This is a genomic window from Pseudomonas sp. KH_024_B2 (genome assembly GCF_057839965.1).
In genome coordinates, this window is the sequence record NZ_JBYQPS010000002.1 from 13,961 (window position 1) to 27,880 (window position 13,920).

Annotated in this window: 15 protein-coding genes; 14 read left to right on the forward strand and 1 reads right to left on the reverse strand. The window is 54.0% G+C overall.

Features of this window, described 5'->3' with window-relative positions; genetic code table 11:
* The first annotated feature begins 203 nt into the window (after positions 1 to 203).
* From AC3I0A_RS27280 to AC3I0A_RS27325, 10 genes are all read left to right on the forward strand, one after another.
* On the forward strand, positions 204 to 530 hold the full coding sequence (locus AC3I0A_RS27280) for a hypothetical protein (protein ID WP_407004554.1): 327 nt from the start codon (positions 204 to 206) through the stop codon (positions 528 to 530).
* 1,093 nt (positions 531 to 1,623) lie between these two features.
* Entirely contained in the window at positions 1,624 to 3,117 is a 1,494-nt protein-coding gene (locus AC3I0A_RS27285) for an AAA family ATPase (RefSeq protein WP_407004553.1), read from the forward strand.
* A gap of 15 nt (positions 3,118 to 3,132) precedes the next feature.
* Positions 3,133 to 3,525 carry a hypothetical protein gene (locus AC3I0A_RS27290; RefSeq protein ID WP_103403742.1) on the forward strand — a complete coding sequence of 131 codons (393 nt, stop codon included), beginning with the start codon at positions 3,133 to 3,135 and terminating at the stop codon, positions 3,523 to 3,525.
* Positions 3,522 to 3,710, forward strand: a complete 189-nt coding sequence (locus tag AC3I0A_RS27295; protein WP_050682395.1) for a hypothetical protein — start codon at positions 3,522 to 3,524, stop codon at positions 3,708 to 3,710. Before AC3I0A_RS27290 ends, AC3I0A_RS27295 begins: the two co-directional genes overlap by 4 nt.
* Positions 3,711 to 3,840: 130 nt before the next feature.
* Complete coding sequence (locus tag AC3I0A_RS27300) at positions 3,841 to 4,158, forward strand: hypothetical protein (RefSeq protein WP_103403741.1); 318 nt, start codon at positions 3,841 to 3,843, stop codon at positions 4,156 to 4,158.
* A gap of 20 nt (positions 4,159 to 4,178) precedes the next feature.
* Positions 4,179 to 4,541, forward strand: coding sequence for a hypothetical protein (locus AC3I0A_RS27305; protein ID WP_103403740.1), 363 nt, complete (start codon positions 4,179 to 4,181; stop codon positions 4,539 to 4,541).
* Positions 4,531 to 5,289 (forward strand): hypothetical protein, encoded by a 759-nt coding sequence (locus AC3I0A_RS27310; RefSeq protein ID WP_407004552.1) that lies wholly within the window; start codon positions 4,531 to 4,533, stop codon positions 5,287 to 5,289. Before AC3I0A_RS27305 ends, AC3I0A_RS27310 begins: the two co-directional genes overlap by 11 nt.
* Before the next feature lie 154 nt (positions 5,290 to 5,443).
* Positions 5,444 to 5,794, forward strand: coding sequence for a hypothetical protein (locus AC3I0A_RS27315; protein WP_103403738.1), 351 nt, complete (start codon positions 5,444 to 5,446; stop codon positions 5,792 to 5,794).
* Positions 5,795 to 5,916: 122 nt separating this feature from the next.
* Positions 5,917 to 6,309, forward strand: coding sequence for a hypothetical protein (locus AC3I0A_RS27320; protein ID WP_146041468.1), 393 nt, complete (start codon positions 5,917 to 5,919; stop codon positions 6,307 to 6,309).
* Between the two features lie 85 nt (positions 6,310 to 6,394).
* Positions 6,395 to 6,910, forward strand: a complete 516-nt coding sequence (locus AC3I0A_RS27325) for a hypothetical protein (RefSeq protein WP_050682389.1) — start codon at positions 6,395 to 6,397, stop codon at positions 6,908 to 6,910.
* A gap of 1,051 nt (positions 6,911 to 7,961) precedes the next feature.
* On the opposite strand, the gene AC3I0A_RS27330 is transcribed toward AC3I0A_RS27325, so the two are convergent.
* Positions 7,962 to 8,780, reverse strand: a complete 819-nt coding sequence (locus AC3I0A_RS27330) for a hypothetical protein (RefSeq protein WP_407004667.1) — start codon at positions 8,778 to 8,780, stop codon at positions 7,962 to 7,964.
* A 195-nt stretch (positions 8,781 to 8,975) separates the two neighbouring features.
* Here AC3I0A_RS27330 and AC3I0A_RS27335 point away from each other — a divergent pair, with 195 nt between their 5' ends.
* The 4 genes from AC3I0A_RS27335 to AC3I0A_RS27350 all read left to right on the forward strand — a co-directional run bounded on the left by AC3I0A_RS27335 (position 8,976) and on the right by AC3I0A_RS27350 (position 13,721).
* Positions 8,976 to 9,668 (forward strand): hypothetical protein, encoded by a 693-nt coding sequence (locus tag AC3I0A_RS27335; protein ID WP_489378728.1) that lies wholly within the window; start codon positions 8,976 to 8,978, stop codon positions 9,666 to 9,668.
* Between the two features lie 634 nt (positions 9,669 to 10,302).
* Positions 10,303 to 11,379, forward strand: a complete 1,077-nt coding sequence (locus AC3I0A_RS27340; RefSeq protein ID WP_407004669.1) for a helix-turn-helix domain-containing protein — start codon at positions 10,303 to 10,305, stop codon at positions 11,377 to 11,379.
* A 188-nt stretch (positions 11,380 to 11,567) separates the two neighbouring features.
* Positions 11,568 to 12,047 (forward strand): hypothetical protein, encoded by a 480-nt coding sequence (locus AC3I0A_RS27345; protein WP_407004670.1) that lies wholly within the window; start codon positions 11,568 to 11,570, stop codon positions 12,045 to 12,047.
* A gap of 189 nt (positions 12,048 to 12,236) precedes the next feature.
* Complete coding sequence (locus AC3I0A_RS27350; RefSeq protein ID WP_103403733.1) at positions 12,237 to 13,721, forward strand: ATP-binding protein; 1,485 nt, start codon at positions 12,237 to 12,239, stop codon at positions 13,719 to 13,721.
* Positions 13,722 to 13,920: the final 199 nt, after the last annotated feature.

The window sequence follows — 13,920 nt, forward strand, 5'->3', positions numbered from 1 at the left end:
ATAAGGGTGGTCTACGCAGTGATCTGAACTATGCCCACGCTACCTTGTGCGGTGCGTGTGGTCAGAAAGTTAAGGATTGGTTGGCCTATCAGGGCAAGGGTTTCCATAAGCTTGAGCTCCCCAAGCTACAGGGTCGTACGCCAGCTTTGATCAGTTGGGGGAATCGAGTTCGCATCGAGCGACTGCGGACCCTGGGGCCCTTGATGAGCCATTTGAAGGCGTCGAGTGATCCCTTGGCCACTGTGTCATTAAAGGTTCTGGAGTTGATGTTCCAGGTGCCCAGCGCGAGTTACTGGGTTGATGTGGAGAAGCAATCTTACAGCTGGTACTCCCTGCAGGGTGACGTTTCGCTGCTGCTTCGTGGCTCCCAGTGCCCCGACAACCCACAGCGAAGTCCTTCCGCCGTTGGCTACTGGTTGGAGGCTCGGCCGGTAGTTGCGCAGGAAGCGATTGCCTTTGTCAGGGATAACCTAAAGGCATCCATCGCCGCTCAGGTTCCAAGCAGCGATCCTGAAAAGGCTTCTGCATAATCACCTGAGGTGTGAATCAGGTTCGCGTCACGGCAAACGTGAGGCGCACCCTCTTACCGTAATACTTTGTGTGGGGGAGGGCGTCAGGTTCGCCCCTATACGAAGGACTAATTGGGACCCTCGCAATTCGCGCTAGTTGGAGAATTGGACATCACGTTTCGGAGATGCCCCATGCGCGTAAAACATTGTCGAATGGCCTTACTAGTGGCGCTCGGGGTCTCCCCGGGTATTGCACTTGCCGCACCTGGCCTAGAAAACATGGCCGACAGTCTGGACGAGTTGATGAAGTTCCTGCCTATGGTCATGGCCCCGATGTTTCTGTTGGCGGCCATTATGTACATTTTTTCAGGAAACTCTGGGCAATCTGTTGAGCGAGAAGCGAGCGCTGAAACACCTTCACCGTTACCGTCCTCAGTAGGGCAGCTTCAGGAAACTGCGAATGGGCCTGATCCGGTTGCGATAACAATGACTGATCGCTTGGAGCCCATTCAAGCGGAGCAGCCCGGGAGGGTGGGTCGGAAGCTGCATTTGGACTGAATACGGAATACAGCCATGAGACAGTCATCAGGCAGCCTGGCGAGTCGGGCTCCTCGATCGCGATTTACCCCAAAATCAGGTCTTCGAGTCAAATATCGGGGATTAAGCTCGTAAATACCGAATGGTTCGTCCTTAAGGTCAGCCAGAGCCCATTTACCTGACTATGGGGTAAACAAGGGTCGAGCTCGATGGATCACTCTGCAATGACTTGGTCTTGGCATACATGGCCAGTTGCTCGATAAAACTGCTCGGCGGTCTGTCAAGGTGGGCTTTCCTAGCCCAGCTTAAGCAACCTTCGGGCGACATGATGGCCAACGACCTCCTTCTCCACCATCTCAACTCCTGATGCGCCTCCAGTCGTCTGCATTCTCTGACAAGCTTGCATTTCTGAACTGGGTGGCATGCTTGATAAGCCTTCTCGGGCACGTCTCCTGGTGGGGCGAACCCTCCCAGTGCAAGTGGGGTTTGCCCCAGTTTTCGGCTCAGATGTAGCTCCAGTTGACCGTGGCCTCGTGAAACACTGAACCCATAGATTTTTCATCTGGAGATGAGATTGATGTCTGTACCTGACACCAACAACGATCGCATCAGCATTCCGCTAATGCTGGCTTTTCCCGTGGTGGCCATCAACACGTTTGAGATGAGCCGGGCTATTCAAGTCGTCGGTTCGGCAGCGAAGGAACGGAAAAAGACGTTTGAAAGCATGCCTTTCAAGCAAGTTCCTTCGCCCGATTACATTAAGAACCTGGCTGGCAAGGCTGATAAAAACGGTCGAGGTACAGTGATTTTTGACCAGTACTTTTTTGATCGCAGTAAGGCCAATCCTGAAAACCTCCCAAGTTTGAAGGCGTCCTTAGCCACAATTGAGGAGCTCGGTGTGACGTATGTCATCGCCGGCCGAGATGTGCTGTCCGAGGAGTTTGTCTATCACATCGACCTCCCTCCGATGGATCAGCAGGAGGTGATTGACGTACTGCTGAGTGCTGAGCGCGATGTTCAGTTTGCAAGCGAAAGTTTGGCCGGTCGGGCGGACATGACACCAACAATCTTCAGTGAAGCCGAACGCGCGATTATCGCGAACCACGCGATGGGGTTGTCTCACAGCCAAATGCGTAACGTGTTCATCTACTCGGCCTATCTGAAGCGTAAAGGGCATGAGTATCTTGGGGAAATCCGGCGGGAGAAAAATCACATCCTGCGTGATGTGGGGCTGGATGTACTGGAACCCGTGGCCATCGACACGGTTGGTGGACTGGGACCGCTCAAGGAGTTTCTGAACATCCGTAAGGCTGGCTGGGAAAAGAATCTTTCGGTCAAAGGGCTGCTGTTGGCCGGTGTGCCTGGCGGCGGGAAAACGCTTATGGCCAAGGCAGCCGCAGGTGTATTCGGAACGACATTGGTCCGGCTGGACATGGGGCGCTTCTACTCGAAATACCTCGGTGAGACTGAGGCGAAGTTCACCCGTGCGCTGCAGACCGTCGAGCAGATCGCGCCAGTCGTTGTACTGATCGATGAGATCGAAAAGTTCTTCGGCAGCTCTGAAGGGGAGCATGAAGTTTCGAAGCGTCTGCTCGGCACCTTCCTGTACTGGCTCCAAGAACGAAAGGGCAAAATATTCATCGTGGCGTCGGCCAACCGGGTGAGTCAGCTCCCACCAGAACTGATGCGAGCAGGGCGATGGGATCGGTGCTTTTTCATCGACTTGCCCAGCATCGAGGAGCGCTCCTCAATCTTTAAAATCCATATCAACAAGGCCAAGGCCAACCCCGCAGAATTCAATCTGCCCGCGTTGATCGAGGGGAGTGAGGGCTACACCGGGGCTGAAATTGAACAAGCGGTGGTTGATGCTTTGTACATCGCCAATGCCAAGGATACTGCGCTGAGCCAGGAAATTTTGATGGCAGCATTGGGTGATATCACGCCTACAAGCGTCACGCGCAAGGCCGACATCGACAGCATCCGGCGCCTGGGTGAGCAAGGGTTTTACCCCGCCAACACCTACGACGAAGTTCCCGGCTCAACAATGGGCCGGCAGCTTAACGTCGACTAACAAGAGAAAATGCCAATGAGTCATATCGTTAAAGGAAAGGTATCGGTTTCCTACACGGACCTGGATGTGCTGGTAAAGGCACTTTCCGGGCTCGGGGAAGTTCGCGAAAACGAAAAGCTGTATCGAGTGGGCGTTGGGTACACGGATGAGCGCTACTCGCTGGTCCTGGTGGATGCCCAAGACCACCAGCGCCGGATCGGATTTCGTCTTGAGGGCGCCGTTTTCAACCAGTACCAGGAAGACTACGGGTCCTATGGGGCCTGGACTGCCCAGACCAGCAACAAGATCGTCGATCGCTATCTGGCGTACCACTACGAGAAACAACTCAAAGCTGAAAACTATAACGTGACGGTGATGACTCAGGCCGATGGCACGCTCGAGGTTGTTGCTGAGGAGGTGGTGTGGTGAAGAAAGTCGTTATCACGATCAAGGGCGGCCGTATCAATGGCGACTTCCAGGGGTTCCACGGCAAGACCTGCGAAACGCTGGAGCAGCGTCTGCGCCCCGAAGGCCTCGAGTTGCAGGAGGTCGAAAAGAAACCGGAATACGACTTTCAGAGTGAAAGTGATCAGGCAGAGTACGTCTCCAGCTAATCGCTCGACAAACCCGAGACCGTATCCAAACCGAGCTAGTGCGTCGACGTGTGGCTGGCTCGCAGGGTAGGTCTGGAGTTATGGGGTGATGTAATCGGATTCATGGCTGGTAGGGCAATGGAGTTTTTGGATGAACAGCGCAAAACAAATCTTTCTCATCGCTGCTGTAGTGGTGCTCATTGGTTGGATTGCAACGGGCTGGAGCGCTTTTCTGTTCCTTGCCCTTGCGTTAGGGCTGTTCGGCTCGATCGGATCGTTCGAGAGTTCAAGTTTTAGCCCGACCTTGGAAGCTGAGGCCACTCGAAGCTCTGTCGTTGTTACGGATGTAACTCCCATCAAACCAGCCGAGTTGGCTTTGCCAGGGCGAGCCATAGTGGCCCCAACAACTGAAGGGGCTGTTAGGCCTTCAGGTAGACGTCTTTTTTTGGATGATGTCACCGACAAGTGACGGAGCAGAGAAGAGCGCTTATGTCTCATAAAAGACGAATCGTCATACGCAATGGAACCGTTACCGGCTTTGCCGATGAGGTCAGCTTTGCGGGGCTTACCGTAACGGGTTTCGACAAGAAGCGTGTCTCACGCGTCCTCCCTACGGGCCGCTTTCAGCGCGGTTGCTTCCTGGTGCTTCGCGCACTGGTCAATGATGAGTCAAAAGCCGCGGCGTGGACCAGGCGCTGGCGCTGCCAATGGAACGTCCAGATCGACAAAGAATCGCATGGCCCGTTCAAGAGTCGTTCGGCCGCAATTCACTTTGAGAAGGAGTTCGTTTACAGGCAAGGGAAACTTGGCAGCCCTGTGCAGTTGGTGGGAGCGATAGATAGTGGTGATTGATAATTTGGTCCGGGTTGCAGTTGTTTTGTTGGCGGTTTCATTGGGTAGCATTGTCGGGACTGCGTCAGCTGAGGAAGGCTCGTCCTCGTCGCAGCTGGTCAAGCAGGATGTTCTGTCGGTCAAGACACTGAACCTGCGATGGGATCAGTGGAATCATGAGGCAGGGAGTGAGCTCAAGGTCTGCCCGGGACGATTTCGTACAATTGGCGGGGAGATACGGTGCCGGGTTCCCGATGGTGGTCTCAATGGCCTTCTGGGGGGCATGGTCACTGGTGAGTCCATGACTGCTCAGGAAGCAATCCTTAAATTGGCAGGCGGTACCGCCAAGATTCTTGATATCACTCAGAACGGCGACCAGAACAGGTTGCAGATCAAGTTCTCATATCAGGCTACTGGTGGTCCGGTGTCGTCCTTCACGGATCTCAGCGCGATTGCCACTCGCAATCCCACCGAGGCGGACGGCGTCGCCAAATCAGTCCTTGGTTGGGGTTTTGGAATAGGGTTTGGGATCGTCCTCTTCATTGCCGTAATGGTGGTCCACTTCGAGCGCAAAGAAATATCAACCGCCGTGTCTGAGCGAGTTGACAGCCTTACCCGGTTGCGGGTCGAGCAGGCTTCCCAACAACCAGCAGCCCGGGTGATTACGCCTCCACCACTTGTTTTACAGCCTACGCAGCCAGCGCCTCCAACGGCTGTGACGTCTCCAGAATCGACCCCTGCTCCTGGTCGACGGCTCTATCTGGATTGATTTTTCATGGACTGGATTAATCCGATCGGTTGGCTCCGGCCACCCCTTACATCCCCCAGGTACACACAATGCCCCGCCGTAAAACGTGGGGCCATGTCCGTAGAAGGACGCGAGTTTCGCGTGCGCGAAAACACAATTAGGAACAAGCAGAAAAATGACACAAATCCTTATCGTATTGGCAGCGGCTGTGCTCACTTACTTCTTGTTTGGTGGCGTGACCAAAGTGACAAGAGTCTTGGCCTCCACAACCTTCGAGGTTCTCGGATTCAACGTTCCAGCTCTGTTTGTTCTCTTCGTCTCCCTTATCCTCGGTTCTACGGTGTGGATGTTGTTCGAGGCTTTCGGCATAAAAACCGCAGCCGTAGCCGGGGCTGTAACCATAGAAGCGTTGGCCTTTTACTCCCTGAGTCGTTCCGGTGCGTCGAATGGCAGCGCGTCGCTCTGGCTCTTTAACGCCTTTGCCCTCGGCGGGTTGTTCATCTTGTGTGTTGCACTGCTGGCTTAGGGCAAAGGAAACTCTCATGTCAGCCTCGCATTTGTGCCCTCGCTTTGGGGCGAATCGATGCCTTTTTCCCGCCTATATACGCGACCCTTTCACCTGTCAAAGGCGAGTCGAGGGTCCGTCACATGAAGTTCTTAAAACCGATCATCATCTGTTCCGCGTTCTACATCCTGATCCAGCTTTTTTCAATCAGGCCGGGCATCGATGGCGTGACGTATATGGCAGCAAGTTTCCTTGAGTACCTGGTTTCCGCATTGGTGATCATGTGCGGCCTATACCTGGCTCACAGTCTCACCGGTACGAAAATCCTGACTGTCCTAAAACTAATTTTGATGGTGGTTCTGGCCTCGGCGATTTCCATTGGCGCGTATGCGATGGGCGGCCATCTGAATTCGCTGATCAGCCTGCATCTTCTGGCAGTTACCTCGGCCATCGTTGTGCTTTCGGGTACTGGCATTTACCTGATAGTCATAGCGGCACTGCTGGCCAAGGAGAATGCACCTGCAAGGATCGATTAGCGCGTTGGCCATGGATGGACCTGCTCCCTTTCAGGAGCAATGGTGCTCAAGATAGCCCCGGCTATTGGGGCAAATTGGCGGATCAATGACCAACTGGTTGATCAGAATGGAACACATAGCCAAGCAGGATGCTGCCATGACAGACCTTAGTAATTTCAGACCCGCTCAAACGGATTCAGCAACGGGACCGACGTTTTGGTTGTCAATTCTCGAGAAGTGCTTGTCAGCTCATCCAGTAAGATCGGTGCTCGATCGTGCTCAACGCTTGACCTGCCAATTCGTCCGTGATCGCCTTGATTCAGAAGACTCTTCTGGTGAGTTTCGAAGCCAGCAGTTGAACGACACTGCCCAACTGGTGACGCACGACTCGTGCGATCCACGGGCGGCGCTAAGTTCGTCGAGCGCACGGGTGCAACGATTTGACCGGCTCTACAAGAATGCCGGTATGACCCATCGAGTTGAGGCAGTAATTTATCTGGAATTCGGCGGCGCCGAAGCGGCGACATTTTGGATGAGAAAGCCGAGCGATGAGGCAATTCAAGCTACGCTCAGAAGGCGAGGGTCGCTTAGCGTACAAAATTACCAACTTATTGAATTGTAGAGTGTTCACCGTTCCCATCGTGGGAATGCAGACCTGATTATGGGGTAATTTTCTGGGTCGGCGTCGACTACTTGCATACCATAACCGTTGGGTATCATGGAACTTCGATCACAGAAAAATGAGAACCTCGATGCCCATCACTGAGCTCCGACTGTGCGCACCTATCAGCCTCGTAATGGTTGGAGCGGCCTTGAGCACGGGCTGTGTAAATTACACCGCTCGCCTCGAAGGCAATGCACATGCTGCCGGCCGCACGACTGAGATTTATACCGGTGGAATCTACCCTGTCCAGGCGGTACTGCCCAAGTCAGTGAAAGGCGAGGTGTTGAGGGTGTACGTCGAGGGCGATGGGTACGCTTGGGCGACTGCAAGACAACCCAGCACAGATCCAACCCCTCATGAAAACCTTGTAGCAAATCTCGCTGCCAACGATCCCGGCGGAGCTGTGTACCTGGCCAGGCCCTGCCAGTTTGTCTCGAACGAGCATTGCAATCCCAAGACGTGGACCGATCAGCGTTTCAGCCCCCAGGTCATTGCATCCATGTCGTCCGCACTTGACGCCGTAAAATTGCGGTATACGGTGACGCGCATGGAGCTGGTGGGTTACTCAGGTGGCGGCGCAGTTGCTCTGCTTCTGGCTGCGAAAAGGGATGACGTAGTTTCAGTGCAAACGCTAGCTGGCAACATAGCCGTCACGGCTTGGACGCAGCTGCAGGGGTTGACGCAGTTAAGTGGTTCGCTTGACCCGGTGAGCTATGTCGACAAGCTCAGGACGATTCCTCAGCGCCATCTGGTCGGTGACCAGGACAGTGTGGTTCCTCGGGCGGTGTCATCGGCGTACCTGTCAAAGTTGGGCAGTACGCAGTGCGTTGAGATAGCCACAGTCCATGCGAACCATCACGATGGGTGGCGTGCTGCCTGGGCTGACTACAGCCGACGGCCTACCAGCTGCGTGAAATAGCGTTTGTGACCGATGACGATCCGAGAATCAGTAAGCCGGCGCTAAGCGCCGGTTTTTATTAAGGGGGTCAATGCCCAACCGGTGGGGGCCTCAACAGGCGGATTGCACTCGACGGGCGCGTTCGGTTTGGCGGGCTTGGAGGTGGTACCCATCCGCCAACAGCAACTCCTTAATCGCCCTCGATCGGCGGCAGTCAAAGGGCAGACTGGAGCGGGGGAGATCACGAGCGAGGCTGGAGATGCGCGCGGTTCGTGCGCGGAGCCAGTTGGCGTCGGCAGTTAGTTGTGCATCCGGATTTGATATAAGGATCGCGAGCACCTTTTCTGCTAGGTCAACGGTGAGCACGACCCGGCCCAAGATGTGGAAGTCACCATGCCTGATCGTAGCGGCGTCGTTCGCAGTCATTGCTGCAAGGTTAGAAGGTACCCCGGCGCACACCTTGCGGGTGCCAAAGAGCTTAAACGCCTCCTCAAGAAGATCCCCGGCACTCAGGCGTCCTACCTGCAGAGGAACAATAACCCGCGCTCCCGCTTCAACCCAGTTTCTCACGCGATGTGCATGTTCCGCCCATAGCTCAAGGGTGGAAACCTGATCCCCAACCACGTCGGGCGCAACGATTGATAGATTCCCGGATTGCGCAGTCTGATTGATGAGCGTCTCGTAAGTTTGAAAAACCTTTTCCCAGTCCATGGTGGTGCGCTTCTGGAAGGCGCTGAACGCACCTGAATCGACGAACAGTTTGCCGCCGGCGTTTAGGTGTTTTGGCAGCGTAAGGAACATCTGGCGTGTGGTGAGTAGTGTGGCGACCACGCCAACGGGCAAGCCAAGATCAGTAGCCGCCCTCAGGTCAGCTGATGAGGACATGCCGGAATGAAACGCGTACTTCCATGGAGTATCTGATACGGACATCGTGTAGTACCTGAGAGAATTCAGACTCCATCCTCTCGCGCTTGCGAAATATGCAAGCCCGGTCCTTTGGCCTCATACACAAGGAGCAGGTTGCGGTACAACACAGATAATTTGGACCGTTTGCAGGGGCGAATACCAGTCACAGACAAAGTGCCGATCTGTGATTCTTTTGCGAAAGTCTCGTGGAGCTACGCCGTGACAATTCGATCGCTTTTCAATGAACTCAATGAAGTTGGCATTATTGCCGTAGTGATTGACGAAAATTGCTTAAGTGCGGTGCTTGACGGAAGCCGAAGCAGCCAATCTTTAATTGAAGAGTTGAGTTCGTCCTCTCGAAAGAGTGGCTATTTTGTTCGCCTGCCAGGGGCGAATGAATTGCAGGTCGACCAGTGCCTCCGGAAATGGGGGGGCGAAGGAGCGGCCAAAATCTACCACCTCCCTGTATTTGATAATGCCTTCACAAGCGGCGAGGAGCGGATGTTTCTGCGTGCAGAAGCTGCTCATCTGTTGCACGAAGGGTTGGCCAGAATTCGCGGTGCCGCCGGCAGTGATCCAGCATTCGTCGAGTCAATATCTGACGCTCTTTACCATTTACCGAACAATGTTGTTGCTGATGGCCAACGCAGTTTGGAAAACCTGCGAGAACTTATTGGTCCAGCGAAGAAGGTGCTTTTAGAGGCAAGATCGAACAATACGAAATATACTTACTATTACCGAATGATCCCGTCGCCAGCTGTTATGTATGTGATGTCGGCCATCGCAGCAGTCGACGCTGTAACGTCACTCGCTCAGGGTAAGTTGGTGTATGGTAGCGTGGTTAGTGCGCTTTCGGTTATATGCGCATTGATTGGGCTAGTATCCTGGCGCAGGAAGAGAGTTAAAGGTTAGTTGTTCTATTTTTCGGATGGCGAAATTGTAAGTCTACAGCAATTACTGGGTAGACCTGAGAGGGTTTCTAGATCTAGTGGCCAGGATACCTTTGGTTGGCATTATGAAGTGTAAATCCTTGGTGTAAGAGGAGATGGGGTTTTAAGTCTTTCTTATCAATAGGCATTCGGCTTACCCCTTCAGTCGCGGCTCTGCACGGCAGCCAGAAGGGCCACGGCGGCTGCTTAATTCGAGCATTATCAAAGCATGTTAGTCATCATAATAATGGTGGCTATAATTTGATTCTTTAATTGCACTTTGCCATGGTTTTGCCACGGCCCAGTCCAATAGTTCTGATCGCATGAATGCGCCAGTAAATTTGGTCCTTGCTCACGCAGCCGTAGATAAGGGCTAGATAACGCACGTTTGTGTATGGAATAGACTCAAATTATCTAGTGCTTTCAAGACTTCACAAAACAAAGAGGAATATGACAGGCAAAAGATTTCTTGCAGTGGAGCCTGTTATTAATCATAAAATGTGATGCCGAGCCACCAGCATGGAGAGCAATGGAGGGCGATTTCACCGTAGTGGAGCCCGGTCTTGCACATTGAGAAGTCCATGAGAGGGTCATACCAAATACGCGAGGTGTTTGGTATGACAACTAAAGATAAATACCCTGATTTTCCAATGGCTATTCGTTGGCATGCAATCAAGGTAGCGCTGTTGGCGATGGGGATTTCCCTCTCCTCACTTTCCAAGTCCTCAGGTGTGACAGGCATCGCTTCGGCTGGGAATCGTAACTATCCAGCAGCGCAAACTGAAATTGCCAAAGCGCTCGGAGTTTCCGAAGGAACCCTTTTCCCAGAGCGCTACGATGTCGTCTGGAATGATGAGCTCCAGGCGAAAATTGAGTCCACGTTGCCAGAGCTGTTTGATCTGCCGGTTGCGGTCCCTGCGCGCCAGCTCTTCACAGATCTCTTGGAGAAACACTCAGGTAGTCCAATCGACCTAGAAGGCTTACCAAGTGAGGAGCCTGCGCGTTTGACGTGGATTAAAGCGGCCTTGCGTAACCGGGGTTTCGTTCTGATCAGCCTTACCTCGCACCTTGGTATCAGGCGGTCAGCATTGGATACCTTGGGCTCTACCAGGCTGGATAACCTGCAACATCTAGTGGCCAGATGCTTAGGGATCAGGCCAGAGCAGATTTGGCCAGAGCGTTATGATGGTTTGGGGCGGCCAATTCCAAAGGTTAGGTCGCGGGCTAAGGGGCCAGAGCACCGAGAACCCCAAGTGGTTTATCGGCTTGATCTCACTAAAGGCCTATGGTTGCCGGTGAGGGACCTGGTCGGGTTGCCAGGTATGGCCACCGATGAAACGTTCATTGAACACCGGGCGCATGTGCAAGGGTGGCAGATGCGGCAGCGTTTCGGCGTCAATGAGATCGCCTTTGGATCGCTCCCGGAATCGACCAAGCAATACCTCCTCACGCCAACCGCTCTTGGGGCAGAAGAGTCAATTGTTCGTTCGCGTAGACGGTTGAGCGGACCAGTGTCGGTTGAGGCGACCGGTAAGCATGAGGCGGCCACCATCACCGTTGTTAAGGTCAACGTGGTCGATAAAGCGGTGCACCTGCAAATGGGAGTGGAGGGTGATCTGGCTGTCCTAAACAGAGAGCAAGTTTCTCTGCTTGCGGCTGCACTCATTGATGCCAGTCAGGAAATCCCTGAGTGAGCATTTGATTCTGGGCTGACAGTTATTTGCTCGCGTGCTGCTCGTGCCCGGCCGTCAGGCACGGGGCTCCACTGTCGCTGCTGCCATCCAACTTCGGAACTCCATTTTTTCACTGCGAGTCACGATCCCAAGGTTGCAGTTTGGGGTTACGACGTATCTTGGACTCAAACATTTCAGGATCTTTAACGATGACGCCATTTTTGAACCTTGCCACTCACATGACTGCATTGTCGGCTTCGCTGTCTATGGAGGTGATGGCAGTATCAACTGATGAACTTCAAGGGCTTTTCGTTGAAGCCCTAGATGAGGCGGAATGCCGAGTGCTTCATCGGATCAGCGCCGGCCGGCTTTACGTGCACCCATTTGCAGCCATGGCGGTTCACTCATCCTGGCTGGCCCGGGTAGCCGATTTGCTCTGCGTTGACGTAGGCGATGAAGAGGGTTCCTTTCTAGGCCCCCATTGCGAGCTTTCCGAGGCGGCCCTCGCCGATCTCATGCGTGCGTGCGCTGTTGCACTTATGAAGGCATCGGACGACATGAGGCGAGTAACCGGCGCAGGGCTTGTTGATGCAGTCAGGCTTTCATCAACGTCGGGTGAGCCCCTGGCGCAATCTCAAGTGCGCTTGGCCCACATGCAGCGTGGACTGCGTCTCGTCTCGGCTGCTTGAACCTCGAGGAAAGATTCATTTGTTTGGTTATGGTGGGGGCTAGGGAAGCTGGCTCATCCGCCGCCCAAGCCACCAGTTTGCCCCCTGAACGGGTACAAACCTGCCCCCTTCGGATCAGCCGGGTGTTTACAGTTGCTTCCATCAATGGCCTGGCGTCGCTAGGCTAAAAGTGGATAAGGCAATTCGTAGATGCAGATTCGATTCGGCCTCGACGCCCAGGAATTGAAGTTAGGCAAAACTGTCCCTGTTATCTGGGACAGTTCAAAGCTTGTGAATGGTCATACGCTGATCGTGGGTATGTCCGGCTCGGGTAAAACCTTCACGCTTCGAAAAATGATTGCTCAGGCACTTAGAACCGCCGGACACCAGATCCCGCGCGTTCACCTTTTTGATGTGCATGGTGATCTGGAGATTCCTGGTGCTTCCGAGGTCCGATTCTCCGAGCAGACGTGTTGGGGGCTCAATCCACTGAAGGTCAACCCTGACCCTCATTTTGGCGGCGTCAGAAAGCGAATCCAGTCCTTCATGTCCACCATGAATCGGACCATGCGCACGATGGGCCCCAAACAGGAGGCCTGCTTGCGAAATATCTTGACCGACGTCTACGCCCAGTACGGGTTTAAGCAAGATGATCCATCGACCTGGTACGTCCAGGACGAGACAGCGGTGCTGATGAGCGATGGTCATGAGGAGCGGTTGTTCATCGATGTACCAAAGGCTGAAAAAGACGAGGCAAAGGCCCTTGGTGCACGTTGGAGTGGCGGACCTCTCTACTCCTGGTACATCAATCAGGATCAGTACGAAGGAGCTGTGACCCGTTGGCCTCCGAAGCTCATGGCCAGAACCAACCCCTCGATTAAAGATGCCCTGCGAATGGCTCAGAACATCCTTCAGCAGTCGTTTCTGGGATCGGGAGCCGACGCGGTCACCTATCTTGAGCTTGCAAACCGATCGGCACAGTCCTACCGCAAGAAGGCGATCCAAGCCCTTCGCAAAGGTGAGGCGAACTTTGAAGATGAGGCTGGAAAGCTCGAGCTGGACAAGGCGAAGAAGAAGGCGATTGACGCCTTCGCGACTTACGTCGAGTCCATCACCACGGGTCGCGAACTGAACTCCCTGATGAAGTACGACAGCACTGACGTGCTCAAGTCTGTTGTCGACCGCCTGCAGAATCTCGATGCGATCGGCATTTTCAAACCGTCGCCGCCGCCGTTCGAAATGAGTAACCCCATCTGGCGTTACAACATCCACGCGCTGTCCATGGAGGAACGAAAGCTTTTCGTTCTCTTCAAGCTCGAGGAGTTATTCATGGCTGCGGTGGAGCGGGGACCTCAGGACCATATTCAGGACGTGATCATCTTGGACGAGGCGCATATCTACGCCGACGATGATCCTGACAATCCAATCAACACCATCGCAAAAGAGGCGCGAAAGTTTGGCGTGATGCTCGTGGCAGCATCGCAGAGCCCGACGCACTTCCCGGAGGACTTTGTCGCTTCTGTGGCCACCAAGATTGTGTTGGGTATTGACGAGATTTACTGGAGGCCTAGCGCGACAAAACTGCGCCTTCGCGAAGAAGCATTGGCGTGGGTAACCTCGACCAAGACGATGCTGGTCCAGCTCAAAATGAAAGGCGAAACGCAAAACGACTGGGCTTGGTGCTCAATAGTCTAATGGAGATAGCAAATTGAAAAATCTACCAATCGCGCTGCTTACGCTGTTGCCGCTTTTTGCATTTGCGGACCAGGCACCAGTTCCACTGGAGCCGGCACGCGATCCAATACCAGAGGCGGCGATGCTAGATCGGCTGGAACGCATTTCCCTACCCATTGGCAAGGGTGCAATCTTGCAGGATCGGCGCGGCTGCCTGTGG

Bases quoted from the DNA above. Each gene is read 5' to 3' on its own strand.
- AC3I0A_RS27280 (WP_407004554.1), top strand. From the start codon at position 204: ATGAGCCATTTGAAGGCGTCGAGTGATCCCTTGGCCACTGTGTCATTA.
- AC3I0A_RS27285 (WP_407004553.1), top strand. From the start codon at position 1,624: ATGTCTGTACCTGACACCAACAACGATCGCATCAGCATTCCGCTAATG.
- AC3I0A_RS27290 (WP_103403742.1), top strand. From the start codon at position 3,133: ATGAGTCATATCGTTAAAGGAAAGGTATCGGTTTCCTACACGGACCTG.
- AC3I0A_RS27300 (WP_103403741.1), top strand. From the start codon at position 3,841: ATGAACAGCGCAAAACAAATCTTTCTCATCGCTGCTGTAGTGGTGCTC.
- AC3I0A_RS27305 (WP_103403740.1), top strand. From the start codon at position 4,179: ATGTCTCATAAAAGACGAATCGTCATACGCAATGGAACCGTTACCGGC.
- AC3I0A_RS27315 (WP_103403738.1), top strand. From the start codon at position 5,444: ATGACACAAATCCTTATCGTATTGGCAGCGGCTGTGCTCACTTACTTC.
- AC3I0A_RS27320 (WP_146041468.1), top strand. From the start codon at position 5,917: ATGAAGTTCTTAAAACCGATCATCATCTGTTCCGCGTTCTACATCCTG.
- AC3I0A_RS27325 (WP_050682389.1), top strand. From the start codon at position 6,395: ATGACCAACTGGTTGATCAGAATGGAACACATAGCCAAGCAGGATGCT.
- AC3I0A_RS27330 (WP_407004667.1), bottom strand. From the start codon at position 8,780: ATGTCCGTATCAGATACTCCATGGAAGTACGCGTTTCATTCCGGCATG.
- AC3I0A_RS27340 (WP_407004669.1), top strand. From the start codon at position 10,303: ATGACAACTAAAGATAAATACCCTGATTTTCCAATGGCTATTCGTTGG.
- AC3I0A_RS27345 (WP_407004670.1), top strand. From the start codon at position 11,568: ATGACGCCATTTTTGAACCTTGCCACTCACATGACTGCATTGTCGGCT.
- AC3I0A_RS27350 (WP_103403733.1), top strand. From the start codon at position 12,237: ATGCAGATTCGATTCGGCCTCGACGCCCAGGAATTGAAGTTAGGCAAA.